14 protein-coding genes are annotated in these 16041 nt (G+C 38.7%); 1 reads left to right on the top strand and 13 read right to left on the bottom strand.

Translation table 11 applies throughout. The annotated features are described in order from the left end of the window. Window positions 1–38 precede the first annotated feature (38 nt). From CEF19_RS15585 to CEF19_RS15575, 3 genes are all read right to left on the bottom strand, one after another. Window positions 39–1286, bottom strand: coding sequence for an ATP-binding protein (locus tag CEF19_RS15585; protein WP_100406901.1), 1248 nt, complete (start codon window positions 1284–1286; stop codon window positions 39–41). A 423-nt stretch (window positions 1287–1709) separates the two neighbouring features. Continuing rightward, window positions 1710–3080, bottom strand: coding sequence for an aspartate kinase (locus CEF19_RS15580; protein ID WP_100406900.1), 1371 nt, complete (start codon window positions 3078–3080; stop codon window positions 1710–1712). Between the two features lie 225 nt (window positions 3081–3305). After that, on the bottom strand, window positions 3306–3593 hold the full coding sequence (locus CEF19_RS15575) for a hypothetical protein (protein ID WP_100406899.1): 288 nt from the start codon (window positions 3591–3593) through the stop codon (window positions 3306–3308). A gap of 175 nt (window positions 3594–3768) precedes the next feature. Here CEF19_RS15575 and folE2 point away from each other — a divergent pair, with 175 nt between their 5' ends. Next, complete coding sequence (gene folE2 / locus CEF19_RS15570; RefSeq protein ID WP_100406898.1) at window positions 3769–4662, top strand: GTP cyclohydrolase FolE2; 894 nt, start codon at window positions 3769–3771, stop codon at window positions 4660–4662. Window positions 4663–4772: 110 nt separating this feature from the next. Here the strand turns inward: folE2 and CEF19_RS23800 are convergent, their stop codons facing one another. The 10 genes from CEF19_RS23800 to CEF19_RS15525 form a co-directional block, all read right to left on the bottom strand. Then, on the bottom strand, window positions 4773–5132 hold the full coding sequence (locus CEF19_RS23800) for a P-II family nitrogen regulator (protein ID WP_227522005.1): 360 nt from the start codon (window positions 5130–5132) through the stop codon (window positions 4773–4775). Next, entirely contained in the window at window positions 5122–5493 is a 372-nt protein-coding gene (locus CEF19_RS23795) for a P-II family nitrogen regulator (protein WP_227522004.1), read from the bottom strand. The genes CEF19_RS23800 and CEF19_RS23795 overlap by 11 nt, the downstream gene beginning before the upstream one ends. Continuing rightward, window positions 5465–6211, bottom strand: a complete 747-nt coding sequence (locus CEF19_RS15560; protein ID WP_100406897.1) for a DUF1538 domain-containing protein — start codon at window positions 6209–6211, stop codon at window positions 5465–5467. Before CEF19_RS15560 ends, CEF19_RS23795 begins: the two co-directional genes overlap by 29 nt. Next, the gene (locus CEF19_RS15555; protein ID WP_100406896.1) at window positions 6208–6900 is read right to left on the bottom strand and encodes a DUF1538 domain-containing protein; all 693 of its coding nucleotides are present in this window, start codon (window positions 6898–6900) and stop codon (window positions 6208–6210) included. Before CEF19_RS15555 ends, CEF19_RS15560 begins: the two co-directional genes overlap by 4 nt. Window positions 6901–7273: 373 nt before the next feature. After that, a complete protein-coding gene (gene cobT / locus CEF19_RS15550; RefSeq protein WP_100406895.1) occupies window positions 7274–8293 on the bottom strand; it encodes a nicotinate-nucleotide--dimethylbenzimidazole phosphoribosyltransferase in 1020 nt (339 codons plus the stop codon). A 34-nt stretch (window positions 8294–8327) separates the two neighbouring features. Next, window positions 8328–8936 (bottom strand): precorrin-2 dehydrogenase/sirohydrochlorin ferrochelatase family protein, encoded by a 609-nt coding sequence (locus CEF19_RS15545; RefSeq protein ID WP_157800973.1) that lies wholly within the window; start codon window positions 8934–8936, stop codon window positions 8328–8330. Window positions 8937–8950: 14 nt separating this feature from the next. Further along, window positions 8951–9787 (bottom strand): sirohydrochlorin chelatase, encoded by an 837-nt coding sequence (locus CEF19_RS15540; RefSeq protein WP_100406893.1) that lies wholly within the window; start codon window positions 9785–9787, stop codon window positions 8951–8953. A gap of 7 nt (window positions 9788–9794) precedes the next feature. Then, window positions 9795–11258, bottom strand: a complete 1464-nt coding sequence (gene cobA, locus CEF19_RS15535; protein WP_227522003.1) for a uroporphyrinogen-III C-methyltransferase — start codon at window positions 11256–11258, stop codon at window positions 9795–9797. Continuing rightward, a complete protein-coding gene (locus CEF19_RS15530; protein WP_100406892.1) occupies window positions 11255–12298 on the bottom strand; it encodes an anthranilate phosphoribosyltransferase in 1044 nt (347 codons plus the stop codon). Before CEF19_RS15530 ends, cobA begins: the two co-directional genes overlap by 4 nt. A 583-nt stretch (window positions 12299–12881) precedes the next feature. Next, window positions 12882–15854: a glycoside hydrolase family 32 protein gene (locus CEF19_RS15525; RefSeq protein ID WP_100406891.1), complete on the bottom strand. Its 2973-nt coding sequence runs from the start codon at window positions 15852–15854 to the stop codon at window positions 12882–12884. Between the last annotated feature and the right edge of the window lie 187 nt (window positions 15855–16041).

The following is a 16041-nucleotide window of genomic DNA, read 5'->3' as shown; positions in this document are numbered from 1 at the left end:
AAACTAGCGATAATTCAAAAAGTAAAATAAGGTACCTTTTAGTTCATTACATCTTTTATCGCCTTAAAATCATTGGAAATAATAGGTAGAGTTATTTCTACAGTAGTTCCTTCATCTACTTTACTTTGAATCTTTAATTTCCCATTATGGTCTTCTATAATTTTGAAGCAAATCATTAGTCCAAGTCCAGTTCCTTTTTCTTTTGTTGAATAGAAGGGCTCCCCTAGTGAGGATATCCTCTCTTCTGGAATTCCAGTACCCTGGTCAATAATTTGAATTGTCACGTCAGAGTTTTCTTTTTGGATAACCTTAATGTAAATATCCCCACCTTTAGGCATTGCTTCAATTGCATTTTTCAGCAAGTTTAAAAACACTTGTTTTAGACGATTTTCTTCGCAACGAATGATCGAAAAATCAACGTTAAATTCCAAAAAAACCTGAACATTACTCATAATTGATTGGCTACCAATAAATTTCTCTATATCATTAAGTAGGATCTTAATATCTTTTTCAGAGAAAACATCAGCTGAAGGTTTTGAGAGGAATAAAAATTCACTGACAATTAAATTTATCCGTTCAATTTCCGAGAGTACCACATCATAATATTCACCTTTTATATAATTACTATTAGACTTAAATAATTGCATAAATCCTTTTATCGAAGTTAATGGATTACGGATTTCATGGGCAATCCCTGCTGCCATTTTACCCAACAGTGCAAGATTCTCAGACTTTTGAAGTAATTTTTCAGTTCTTTCTTTTTGTTCAGTAATATCTCTACCAATAGAAAGCACTGCCTCCTTCTGGCCAAAAGTAACATACATTGAAGCTACCTCAAAGAAAGCCATTGTGCCATCCATTCGTTTTAATTTATGGACTGTTGAATCTAATGGGCTTCTATCTTTCTGGATTTGCTCTATTCGGTTCTTTACCCTGTCTTTTGATTCTGGTGCAACATAGTTAAAAATGGAATCCCCTATTAACTTTTCACTACCCGAACCACCAAGCAAAGCGATAGCCGCTTTATTTGTATAGACAACTTTATCATCTTGATGGATGATTATCGCTTCAGGTAATATATTTATTAGATGCTTATAAGTTTCTTCACTTGCCTGAGCCTGTTTACTTTGAAATTGCACTTTATCATATTGCCATCCTACCAACCAAGCAATGAAAATAAAAAGAAAAAGCTCAAAGTTAAAAAAAAGATCACGACCGCCCATATATTGAAGGAAAGAAACTAATATCGTAATTAAAATCAAACTAATTCGTCCAGTTTTTTTCATTTAATATTCCTCAATTATTTATTTTTTCATTCTTATATTAGCATATTGATCAATAATTCCTACTATATTTTTCTAAAAAAACATTTCTTATTTTAGAGAAACCAATAAAGCTTTGTTGGAATACAACATAACTATGACTCTCTCTTATCGTACCATATATTGTCCTATAATTCTGATTAATACATTAATCTTTCTTACTAGAGACACTTCTCAAAGTCGTACAAACGAGAAATTTTGAGCGTCAATTATAAATATTATTTTATTATTAATATAGTAAATTATATACTTTCTTACGAAAAATTGAATATAAAGAAAACAAAAAGACGAAACCGTGTCCGATTTCGCCTAAGATAATACCTATAATACTGTAATTCTTTCTTCTAAACTACTTACCTAATTTACGGTTCATTTCTTACTCTATAGTTATTGAACCGTTTCGTCTGCAGAACCGAAAAACTCTTCATAAAGTTCTTGAACAGCACGATCCGTGTCCTTCGCATGAATACCAAGAACTAAACTGACTTCCGATGACCCTTGGTTAATCATTTCAATATTAACATTTGCTCTTGCTAGGGCGACTGTTGCTCTTGCTGAAACCCCTACTGTGTTATGCATACCCTCACCAACGATCATGACCATTGCAAAATCACGCTCAATGTAAACATCATCTACACATAGCTCTGTACGAATACGTTCAACAATTCGCGCCTCAATCTCTGCTGTTAATTGCTCTTGGCGTAATATAACAGAGGTATCATCAATACCTGATGGAATATGCTCATACGATAGTCCTTCATCTTCTAAGATTTGAAGAAGCTTACGACCAAAACCCACTTCACGGTTCATTAAGTATTTACGCACATAAATCGTCGAGAATCCCTCGTCTGCTGCAATACCAATAACCGGATTCTTGAAATACTCACGCTCAGAAATAATCATCGTTCCTGAGGAAACAGGGTTATTCGTGTTTTTAACACAAACGGGAATATCATTTCTGAATGCCGGAATTAAAGCTTCATCATGGAATACTGAAAATCCAGCATAAGATAATTCGCGCATTTCACGATACGTCATTCGCTTAATTTTGACAGGATTTTTAACGACATTTGGATTTGCCGCGAACACGGAGTCTACATCTGTAAAGTTCTCATAAAGACTAGCTTTTGTTCCAGCTGCGACAATCGACCCTGTAATATCTGATCCCCCTCGTGGGAATGTTACAAGTGTCCCTTCTGTTGAATATCCAAAAAACCCCGGGAATACAACGATTTCCTCACGCTCTGTTAATTTTGCTAGATTGTCATATGCTTCTGGTAGAACCTGCGCATTACCCGGCTCGTCACTAACTACTAATCCAGCATCTTGTGGATTAACATACACAGCATTCAGCCCTTCAGCTTGTAAAAACGTAGCAATCAATTTAGCATTATTATCTTCCCCACTTGCCTTGATTAAATCCATAAATGAACCAGGTCGATTACGATCAAACGTTAGTCGATCACGTAAATCGGCTTCAATTGTTCTAGTAATCTCTCCATCAAGTCCAAGTTCAGAAGCAATCGAGTCATAACGTGCGACAACTGCTTTTAATTCCTCCTCCGCTTCACCTTTTTCTAAATAGGTTTCTCCTAAAGCTATTAATAAATCCGTAACTTTCGTATCATCACTACTTCGTTTACCAGGTGCAGAAACCACAATAATTTTGCGCTCTTTGTCTTCAGCAACAATCGCTGCAACCTTTCGAATTTGTTCCGCACTCGCAACCGAAGTTCCCCCAAATTTTGCTACTTTCATTTTTTTCTCCAGCTCCTATTTGTCATGTTATTTACCAACATTATTATTAGAACATTCCAACTATATCATAGCTGTCTTTCTTTGGCAAAGCGGGTTTCAGCTTACTAGTAGCTAGTATTATTGCCTAAATAGGCTTAGTTCCTTTCACCTTTGCCATCCATACTATACGCCTTGATTTGAGCCAATGCCTCCATGATCCATCTCTTTGAGTAACACCTTATTACATTATTGAAACCAGCCAATTAAAATTGGTTTCTTTTCTTTAACAAACACGTTTGCTGTACACCCAGATTCTGGTTCATAATCTAACGCCAATGCCTCACCTAACGTTGTTTCCTCTAAATTATTTGTTAGTCCTGCTTCATCAAAACACGAGGGAGCACTATACACAAATTTTTCATGATCAATAATTACCCTAGTATCATCTGCGGGTCCAACCTCTGTTTGAACGACCAACCCCATTAGAAGGAGAATACCTGCTAACGCCATCCATATTAATGTACCTTTTTTCATTTTTCTGTTCACTTCCTTGTCCATTTTTCCCTTTGTAGTGTAATATGAAGTAGTCCTGTCTGCAACTAAATTTGTTTTTTGAGGCATACCAATGTTGCATTACATTTTTCTATGGTAGAATTTATTAAAGTTCTGTCTATTAATCTATTGATGAAAGACTCAGGAGTGATGATAAGTGAATAAAGCATTACCACCAAAAGCAGAGAGGCATCGCCATTTTGGCTCAGTCGACCCCACTTTTGGCACGAAGCCAACCGAAAAAGAAAAAATGCCTGATCTACAAAATAAACCAGATGATTATTACTTTCCAATTCAGCAGGTAGGGATTTCAAAGGTGAAGTACCCTGTCATGATTGAATCCGATCTTGCCCCGACAATTCAGACGACAACAGCCGAATTTGCCTTAACAACTAGTTTAGAGGCTAATTATAAAGGGATAAATATGAGTCGTTTAACCGAGCAATTACACATTTACTTTCAAACTCATATGCTCTCAATTGAAACATTGCGTGAGTTCACAACGATTCTAGCGAAAGAAATGAAGCAAAAAGCAGCGAATGTTCGTGTAAGCTTTCCTTGGTTTTTTACCAAGGCGAGTCCTTCAGTTGGTTTAGAAGGAATGGCCCATGCTGATGTCACCTACGATGTCACATTTGACGAAAAGACAGGCTATTCTTCTATCATGACATTAACAGCAGCGGTGACAACATTATGTCCATGTTCGAAGGAAATTAGTGAATACAGTGCACATAACCAACGTGGATTCGTAACAATGACCGTTACGACAGATGAAACGGATGCGTCCGATTGGAAAGCTGTGTTACTCGAGGCTGCGGAAAGCAATGCCAGCTCCATTCTATATCCCGTCTTAAAACGTCCCGACGAGAAAGCCGTGACAGAACATGCCTATGAAAATCCACGTTTTGTCGAAGATTTAGCCCGTCTTGTCGCCGCAGATTTATACGAACATGAGAGTGTGCTTGCCTTTGAAATAGAGTGTCGCAATGAGGAATCCATTCATCAACATGATGCGATTTCAAGACTTTCTTTTACAAAAAATAAAGGATGAAAGCACGTTGAAAACCTTGGTCTTAGCCAAGGTTTTTTTATTTCGTGGAGGGCTTTCACTTTTACTGAATTTGATTTCTCTGATTAACGGTTGGTGAAATCCCCTCCTTCTTAGTCATCATCACCTGATTTTTCATTAACCATCTGATTGAGTATATGGTTAATTCCAATCGTACGCTCAACTTCCAACACAAAAGCAATGCCTTTTCCCGGTTTGTTTAATTCTGCATGATCTAAAATGGCTTCCAACACATCATCAGTCTTTTCTCTACAAATCAATGTTAAAACGAGATCTTTCCCTGGTTCGATGGCAATATTAAATAGTCTTGCTTGTTCATGGATACCAGTTCCTCTTCCATTTAAAATCGTTCCTCCTTCCGCTCCTCCCTTTTTTGAAGCTTCAATTACTTTATCTGACTCTCCTTTATTGACGATCGAAACAATTAAATCGTATGAAACCTTATTCTTCATTGGAACCTCCCTGCTTTGCTTCGTTTTGTAATGTAAGTAAATGAGCAATGCCAGCAAGTCGCTTAACTTCAACCACAAAGCCTAATCCTGTTCCAGGCTCATCTAATTTTGCAGCCTTTTCTACGGCGAAAACAATCGCCTCCACTTTTTCTTGTGGTATCAACGTTAAAATGACTTCTCTATCAGAGTCACCACTAATCCCAAAAAACTTCTTCACTTCATGAATCCCTGTGCCTTTCCCGTAAAAAATCGTCCCACCTTCTGCACCCGCTTCCTTTGAAGCTCTTACAATGTTGGAAGCCATACCTTTTTTGACAATCGTAACAAGTAAATTATGACTCCGATTTATAGGTTCGTTCATTTTCCTTCTCCTTTCGACCATAAAGTAACCCTAATATCAAAACCGATAAGATAGGAGCAAGAGCAACTAACGCAATCATCCCAAACCCATCTAATAATGGATCGCGGCCTATTTCTTCTGCGATTCCAACTGCCATTGCAACGATAAACGTTACTGTCATTGGACCTGTCGCGACACCGCCGGAATCAAAGGCGATAGCTGTAAATGACCGAGTTGAAAATTTAATAAGAATGAGCACAAGTAAATAACCTGGAACGATGAAATACCATAATGGAATCCCGGTAATAATTCGAAACATTGATAATGCGATCGATACCGCAACCCCAATAGATAAGGTATATAGCATCACCTTCTCCGAGATGTAACCACCCGAAACCTTTTCAACTTCATAATTCATGATTCGTACGGCTGGCTCAGCAAAGGTAGCGACAAAACCTAAAACAAAACCAATCGGAATCAATAGCCATAAATGATTCATCTGGCCAAGAATGGAACCCATCATTTCACCAGCAGGCAAGAATCCGATTTCGACCCCTTGTAGAAAGAAAGCTAATCCCCAGAATGCTAAAATCATTCCTTTGACAATATCAAATAATTTCTTCATTGATAGTTTTAAGAGAAAGAACTGAAAGAACAGAAAGAAAATCAACAGTGGAGTGAGAGCCACTCCCACTTCAGATAACACGCCCCCAAATCCCTCAAACATTTGAGATATCATCCATAAATCACTCCCAACACTAAAACTGCTAATATCGGTCCAATTGATGCTAAAGCAACTAAGCCAAACCCTTCTGTCGAACCAGATTTTTCTCTTAGCACCGAGGCAACTCCAACTCCGAGTGCAAGAATAAACGGTACGGTCATTGGACCAGTTGTGACTCCTCCTGCATCAAACGAGATTGGAATAAAGTGACTAGGAGTAAAAGCTGCTAACAAAAAGACTAAACCATACCCACATACTAAAAGATAAGTAATAGGGATTTCTAACAAAATTCGAAGCATCGCTAACCCAACAAACAAGGCTACGCCGAGAGCGACCGAATAAATCAGCATATTCTCTGAGACTATACCCTTGGAAACTTCATCAATCTGTGTCGCTAATACGCGCACATCTGGTTCTGCAACTGTTACGACAAAACCGAGTATAAAACCAATCAAGATAATGAGCCATGCTTTTCCCATCTTAGGTAAAGCTGTACCAATCATGTCGCCGACCGGTAGCAAGCCGATATGTACACCTAATAGAAAGAGTATTAAGCCGACTGAAACCATGATGACCCCTGTAATAAATTGTATAAGTATATCCATTTTCAATCCAATAACCGTAAATTGTAAGATGATGATTACCGCGGACAATGGAATGATCGCATAGACGACTTCTTTTACAGTGTCTTTAACTCTTTGCATGATATCCCCCAATGTGAACTCGTTTTCCTGAGAATTTTCAATTTTTAATGATAGATGGTTTTAGGAAAAGAGTTTCTTTTGTTAGAAACGTATCGTTTTACCTCTATACCCCAATTTAAATGAGAATACGCGCTTTTTGGAGTTTTTAAAAAAGGATGGTAATTTAATAGTTAATAACGTTTGTGAGAAGATAATGGAGGAATTTAATAGTGTTATGAAAAGTTTTTTACAGAAGGGAATGGTTTGGTTGGAGGTAGAATTCGCAATGACTTATGTAACATTAAAAATTGTAATGATGCCGCACATTGCTTAGGGGTGTGTGATAAGGTCAAAAAGCAACCTTATCACACACCCCCATTGAATAGATGTTATATCACATTCCGATATCTTCAAACGTTGCCATTTCTCTCATAATTCGTGACGCTGCATCTAAAAGGGGATAGGCCAATGCTGCCCCTGTTCCCTCACCAAGTCTTAAGTCTAACTGCAACAGCGGACGCACACTTAGATAGTTCAATAGAATCTGATGACCTGGCTCTACTGATTCATGCGCTATAATTAAATAAGGGCGAACGGCAGGATTAAGACTAGCCGCGACAAGTGCTGCTGTTGACGAAATAAATCCATCAATGATAACCGGGATGTGTTGCTCAGCCCCCTCTAAAATCACTCCTGCAAGAGCGGCAATTTCCAGTCCCCCAACCTTCGCCACTATTTGAATCGGTGGCATGTTTGCAGCAATCTCCCGTTCGGCTAATGCCCTTTTAATAATATTAATTTTGCGCGCACGACCCTCTTCGTCAATCCCAGTTCCAATGCCAACGACTTTTTCAACATCAACTCCAGTAAATGCGGCAATTAGTGCACTTGATGCCGTTGTATTTCCAATCCCCATTTCTCCTGTTATCAACACACGATGCCCTTCTTCAATACATGTAGCAGCGACAGAACGACCCACGGTAACAGCAGCTTGAGCCTCTTCCTCAGTCATCGCATCTTCATGCAAGAAGTTTTTTGTTCCATTATTGATTTTTTCGTGAATGATGGGCTGTGCGAGAACATCGCCATTAATCCCTACATCGACAACTTGGACCTTTGCGCCTATTTGTCTTCCGAAAACATTTATCGCTGCTCCGCCTTTAACAAAGTTATCAACCATTATAGCGGTCACCGCTTGAGGATAAGCCGACACCCCTTCTTCCACAATTCCATGGTCCGCAGCAGCAACAATAATAGCCGGCTTTTCAATCACTGGTTTAACTTCTTCTGTTATCCCTGCTAATTGCACAGCTAACAGCTCAAGACGCCCAAGGCTTCCTAAGGGTTTCGTTAGCTTATTTAAATGGATTTCTGCTTCATTTATAACCGATTGATTAAACGGTGTTATCTTCATTGATATCCTCTTCTCTATCTACTCTTCTGTACATCTACATTTTTGAATCCTTTTCTATCTGCAATGCTTCCTGAAATTTTCTATTTCGATTCTTATCTTTTAAAAAAGAATCGGTTGAGATACGTTGCAACAATCTTTTTCTAGCTACTAAGGATAACCCTGCCGTAAGGACTTGCTTCCTAGCCTGCTCTAAAAACTGCAATTCCTCTTCCACTTCATCAGAAACAAACTCAGCCAGTTTATCGCGCAATCTCCTTGCATAAGTCGGACTAGCTCCACTCGTTGTAAGTGCAAGCGTTAAACGCTCTTTTTCAATCACTGTCGGAAAATGAATATCACTTTTTTGAGGGTCGCTTGCTACGTACACCCATTGATGTGGGAAACGATTGTTATAGAGAGAATCATTAAGCTTGGGGTTGTTTGTTGCGATCATAAGAAGATCTGCGGTAAATGTTTCATCTTCTTTTGCCTCCACTTGCTTCCATTCAATCTCGTCCATTTCATTAAGGAAATGCAATGAAGAATGAAGAGTCGGAGAAATAACGGTTATCTTTGCACCAGCTTCAAGTAAGCGTGGAATTCGTCTTGCGGCTACTTCCCCCGCTCCAATGACGACAATATGACGTCCTTCAAACTTTAGCATCAAAGGCACCCGTTTCATTGCGCTGGACTCTGTTGTTCTACATGATTAATTCTGAATCTGCATGCATCACAATTAACTTTTACATCATCACTCAGAGTTTCTTTAATTCGAGTTACTAACACATCGACAAGCGCATCCGCGAATCCTAAATAAGAGCATAAAATAAACTCTTTTTCCGTCTTCTCATTCCAGAGATTTAGTGTCTTCTGCAGCCCTTCCATCAAAACACCTGTAAACAGCAAATAAGGTAAAACATAAACCTTTTTATTTGGGATCCGGTTAATACGCTCAAGTCCTTCATCAACGGTCGGTCGAGTCGCAGCAATATAACAAACGTCAACATCAGAAATCGGCGTATACTCCCATAATAAACGTGATATTTTAACTAAATCACTGTTTGCATCAGGATCGCTACTGCCGCGTCCGACTAGTAAAACAGACACTGGCCCACGCTTATCATCTTTCGTTTGGCCTATCGTTACTGGTACTCCTTCTGATTGCAACCGTTCTTTTAATATCGTAATAATCGTTGACTCAATCCCTAATGGACGTCCGTAGGTAAACATCACATCAGGATATCGTTTCTTGGCTTTATCGATTTCAATTGGAATGTCTAACTTTGCATGATTAGCAGTTAACAATAAGACTGGAATGACAGCCACCTTTGTTGCTCCTTGGCTAATGCAAGCATCAATTCCCATTGCGATTGTTGGTTCACAAAGTTCAATGAAACAGCTCTCTTGAATCGGAATATCACTTAGCTTTTTCTTTGCTTTCTCTACAAAGGTAAGCAACTCCTCATTCCCTTGCTGAACCCTACTCCCGTGACCTACATAAAGAACAGCTTGCATGTCTTCATCAGCTCTCTTTCGCTAAAGTATCAATCAGTGCTTCGATGCTAGGTTCAGGTAGTTTCGAATCCACGTTATAACCCAATTGCATTGCCGCCTCAGCAGATTTTTCACCAAAACAAATGACTCTCGCTATCTCGTTCAGTTGTTGCGGGGTTTGTCCACAAGCCGCCATCCCTTCTGTTACAGCATGAACAGATTTGGCACTTGGGAAAATGAGCGTCTTAATTCTATCTTCATCTAATAAACGCTGACAGGTTCTTTCCGATTGTTGAACTTTCTTTGTTGAATAGACCGCTATAAAATCATGATTTCCATACATTTTTTGGCGTATTGTCTTTCTTTCTTGCCAATCATTATTACCTAATACGAGCAAATTTCCTTGATTTATCATCTCATCGATCGGTTGCCCGATACAAGCAAATCGCTCAATAGCTCTCAGTGATTTTATCGAAGCCCCGTAAAACGTTGCTTTGATTTTTCTAACATCAATTCTGCATCTATTCAACCAGTTGAAAAAGGACGATACGCTTTTTGGAGACGTAAAGAGAATTCTTTCATACAACTCGACTTCTGGGATTTCAATATGTTTTTCCAAGCTCGTCCACCGTGGGAATTCGAACACATCTGCCCCTTCCTCACGTAAACACTTTGCCACATTACTAGCTTCATCATTCGTTCGCCCGAGCAAGATATGCTGGTTGAATAGCTTTTGTCTTTCAAACCAGCTCTCTTTCGTCCGTAGCTTTGTTACATCACCAACAAGTGTAATCGCTGGATTCTTAAACTCCGCAGCGCTAGCTTTCTTTGCAATTGTTGCGAGTGTCCCTTCGAGCGTCTTCTGCTTACCAATAGTCCCCCATTGAATCAATAAAACGGGCGTATCCGGATTACGTCCATGTTTGATTAATTGTTCAGAGATATAGCTAAGATTACCAATCCCCATATAAAATGCAATCGTATCAATTGCTGTAGACAGCCCCTTCCAATCAATTGAAGGATGACCCACTTCTGATTTATCATGCCCTGTCACAACGGCAAAAGACGCACCATAATTTCGATGAGTGACTGGCACACCTGCGTATGTCGCGGCCCCAATTCCCGCTGTTACTCCTGGAACAATCTCGTAAGGAACACTAGCCAATTCAAGCACTTCTGCCTCTTCACCCACACGGCCAAAAACGCTCGGATCGCCACCTTTCAGTCGAACTACGACTTTACCTTCAAGGCCATATTTGACAAGTAAATCATTTATCGCATCTTGGCGCAGAAGATGTCGGTCTGGTAGTTTCCCACAATAGATAAGCTCAGCATCTGGCTTTGTCCATTCAAGCATTAAAGGGTTAACCAACCGATCATATAAGACAATATCAGCCTTTTCTATACACTCTTTCCCTTTTAACGTAAGTAATCTGATATCGCCGGGTCCTGCTCCTATAAGATAAACATATCCCATATTCTTCATCATCATCCCTCTACTTTCCCCTGCACTTGCTGCCATTTTAACCATTGTTCTTTCGCTTGCCCATTACGAAGTTGGTCATCCGCTGTTTGGATCCCTTTCTCAATCGTATCAACCTTATTTAAAAGAAAATAACGAATACCTGCATTAAAAATCACTTGGTCCCGGTAATAGGATAATTCTACGTTATCATTTCCTTCAATTACTAAAGAGATTAATTCCGCTTGTTGTTCAAAAGTTATTAGCTCTTTTTCAGGGTCTTTTTGGTGATTGAAGCCATAATCACTCGGCCTTACCGTCAACATTTCCTCACCCTGATCCGTTAATTTATAAATAAAACTACTATTCCGATGAATAGGGATATCTTCAGAACCTTCAACACCTTGAACGATAAATACTTGCTTGTACAATCGTTTAACCACTGGAATGATATGAGTAATCGCCGTTTTATGAAATGCGCCAAGCATTAGTGTTTCTCCCTGCGCCACCCTTCCTAGCTTTTCCACGGTATTGAGCAATGTCCGAACCCCAATCTCTTTGCGAAGGTCTCTTAACTTTGCGAGCGGTTTACAGAAGCTTTCGGTATCAGCAAACCCTATTTTCGTTCGTAAAAGTGTCTCCTCGACGGTATGTATTGAAACTTGAGATTCAATACCTACATGTTTAAGGATGGCCTTTAACGAGCTTCCATATTTCGGAGGCAACGGATCACTCCCGTGTAAAAGAACAGGAATTCCTTTTTCAGAAAGAAGGAGTGATACAGGAATAGTGGCTGCAAATGTATTCCGACCAACATAAGGGCCTGCACAATCAAGCAGCCCTTCAGGAGAGTGAGTAACATGTTCTGTATTCTTGTAAAACACATCAACAAATGCCCTTAGTTCATCTGATGACTCCTCCTTCATTCGCTCAGCCACAAAGAAGGCTGCACATTGGGCAATCGAAGCTTCTCCTGATGCAATTTGACTTGCCGCTTCAAATGCTTCTTCATATGTTAAATCACGAGATCCTTTTTTTCCTCGCGCTACTTCTTTTAACCACTGTTGCATTCTCTCACCTCGTTCTGCCAAACCCGACTTGATTACTATGTTTTATAAAGTATAATACAAGATTCTCAGACTAGGCAATGTCTATTTTATTTTACCTTAATTCTTGAATTCGAGGGAGGTTCTAAGAACATATCGGATCCCTATTTATTATTTCAATTAAGCTATAGACATTAGTTAAAAGGATGTATCACTAAACAACACGCCCCTCGAAACCAGAGAACACGTGTTGTTGCAAGTTCCTCTATTAAAGTAAATGATTATCCATTTATAAATAATGTAAAGTCATCTGATTAAGTAATCTAACCGAACGAACTCCGTCAAAGTAACAAAAATGAGGAAGGTTATTGAAGTATTTTAAGGTTTGATTATAAATATTGCGAAACTGCAAACATTATCGAAGAAGAATAGGTATAAAATTCAACCGTTAACCATACCAGTCTGTGCAAAATTTGTACACAGACTGGTATAATGCCCTATATTAATGAATCTGGCCTTATCCGTTATCTTATTACTTTATATTATAAAGTAAAGTAGTGGTCATAGAAACTAAACAAATCCTTTTTAACTTGTATCTACTCATGTATTAAGGGATTTTAACAGGCACATTTACATCATCTATATTAATATGTCCCCAATCTCCCGTTGAGGTATCAACAACTTGTAAATAAAACTCTTCACCAATATATTGTGAAGCATTCCAATTAATCTTACTATAAACCTCGGAATCATTGCCAGTGGCTTTAAATAATTCCATGCCATCTAACACCCGAACTAACGAAACAGACAGATTGTTTAAATCATTCCCACCACTAATTAAAAAATCAATCTTACCATTTCCACTAAGAACAAACTTCTCTGATTTCAACTTTCCCGTTAACGCGTCTCCACCGTCACGAAAACTAAACAAGTGGTATGTGCCTTGGTGGTTAAATGTGCCATTCCACCAATGCGTGTCTGACGTTACATCAAGGTTGCTGAAGGCGTCACCACTGTCAATAATCCAACCCGTCAAATCACCCGCTTCAAAATCGTGATTTTGTAGGTTCGTATTTAATGGATTTTGCATTACATTTTGGAAAACAGCTGCCGAATCCCAGACATTCAATCCAAAATAACCCCCTTTAAACGTTGAATCATTTGTATTTATTACAAGTGTGTTATTTAAATACACTTTTATAGAATCTCCAACAGCCTCTACTTTAAGGTGATAATTAGTATGGGTATTAAGAGTAGTCGGAAATTCTGAGAGGACCGTTGCCTGGCCATTTACAAATTTAAATAATTTGACAACGTCATTTCTTACATCAACATTTGCTACATACGCATTAGTTGCATCTTCATTCGCTCTAAATACTAATGCTCCGGCACCGTCACTCTCCGTATCTGTTACCTTTATATTCGCTTCATAGGATAAATCAAAGCCTACTTCTGCAGTCATTAAAAATACATCGGCACTCCCACTCCCTTGCTTCCCTTCTAAAGTATTTGTCCATTCTCCATTGAGTGGATGCCATTGCTGCAAGTTTGATACAAATCCACTAAGATTCGATATATTTACATCTTGAAATTTCACAGTAGCATTCCACACATTTAAACCTAATAAACCACTTTCAAAAGTGCTATCCATTTCATCAATAACTAAATTTCCGTTTAAATATACTTTAATTGAATCACCACTAGCTTCTATTTTTAGGTTATACACTGTATGATTATTTAAAAGTGTAGGGTGCTCAGCGATTAATGTATGTTCTCCATTCTCGATTTTGAATAACTTAACGACATCATTCAAAGTATCAACGTTTGCCACATAAGCATCACTTGCATCACGATTTGCTCTAAATACTAATGCTCCCGCACCATCATCTAATATTTTAATATCTGATTCATAGGTGAAATCTCCTGCATAATCGGAGGATATCGCAAATGAATTGCCTTGGCTACGTCCTTGTTTTCCTTCCGTTGTATCAACCCAATGTCCACTAACTTTATCCCAGCCCGTTACATTTGTACTAAATGGATTTGTTCCCCAGATTGAATTTAAATCATACACATCAAGGGAATTTATCGTTACATCTCCTCCTATACTATACATTTGAACCCCTAAGCTCGAAGGGTCTGGGAATATTTGATCCGTGATAATTTGAAGTCCATCATTCCCAAAAACTTCAACAGAAGAACGGTCTAATACAATATGAAGCTTTACTTTTCCATCCTTTGGTTGCATTGGTGCTGAATGTCTCTTTGCAAAATCGCCTTTGAAGCTGGCGTTGCCAGACATTGAACGGTCAACGAACAATTGGTTTTTAGAAATGTCGTAGCCAATTAACGTTTCTTGATTAGTACCTTTTCTTACCTTCAAACCTACTTCATTTGCTGACGTATTATTTACGTTAATTTCTATAATAAATTCAAGAGCGTCACCATTAATATTCTGTAATAGGCTACTCTCCCCAGAAATGATTTCATTTGAGTGGCTTTGTTTGTTGTCTCTAAGAACTTCTAATTCGGAAACCGGTCCCTGTTTTACCCTTACACCTTCGCCAGGGATATCCGTTAACGTCATTTTACGCGGGATTGTCATCGAGCTTCTCCAGTTAGAAGTTGGGGTAACATTCGCATAGTCCCAGTTACTCATCCAACCTAACCATAAACGATGATCGCTATTAGTGGGAACATCACTCCATGTTACCGCTGCGTAGAAATCAGCTCCATAATCTGTCCATAATGTCTCATTCGGGTAGTGATTTGTGAAGGACGTTCCATCAAAATCACCAATAAAATAAATCATCCCAGATCCACCAGCAATTGATTGTGATTGAATACTCACCTGCATAACCCATCTCGTATTATTAGGGTCCCCATCGACAGATAATTCAAACAATTCAGGGCACTCCCATACCCCTTGTGGTGAATTTGATGGTCTTTCAAAATCACTCGTATGTGTCCACTCTTTTAGATTAGAGGATGTATACATCATCGCTTTATCATGTGCAGCGAGAATCATTATCCACTTATTAGTATCTTCATGCCAGAATACTTTTGGGTCTCTCCAATCAGCAACAGGTGGGTCGGGCATAACTGGATTCCCAGAATACTTTGTCCATGTTCTCCCCTTGTCATTGCTGTAGGCTAAACTTTGCACTTGATTGCCATTATCATTGTGTGTAAAGATAGCAACCATTGCTTCATGACCAAATCCAGCAGTGTTGTTCCAATCGATAACTGCACTTCCCGAAAAGATATCCCCTATTTCATCTGGGGCTAAGGCTACAGGGAGATTATCCCAATGGACTAAATCCGTACTTACTGCATGTCCCCAGTGCATTGGCCCCCATTGCGTACCATAGGGATAATACTGGTAAAATAAGTGATACTCTCCGTCATAATAAACCATCCCATTTGGGTCATTCATCCAATTTGCTTCCGGCGAGAAATGGAATTGGTTTCGGTGTTGCTCGTTCATATAGTCATCATCCATAGTTGCACTTACGGAAAGATGAATACTTAAAAATAGAGGAAGTAATAAACAAAGTTGAAATAATAATTTTTTACTCATTTTTTCACCTCTTTTTTTATTTGGTTATTATTACAATAACCATTTGTATACGCTTACAAAAAAACATCTACCCTCCTTATCGAAGTATAAATTACTATATAAACCTTAATTTCTCCGTAGATAAATACAAGGAGATACTTATCTTAAAAAAGAACCCTACTTTCGAAACCACTGATAATGGAAAAAA

The sequence above is a fragment of the Bacillus solitudinis genome, assembly GCF_002797395.1.
GTDB lineage: Bacteria > Bacillota > Bacilli > Bacillales > Bacillaceae_D > Halalkalibacter_A > Halalkalibacter_A solitudinis.
Note: the sequence above shows the minus strand (reverse complement) of the source record. Positions and strands in the feature narration are given on the sequence as shown.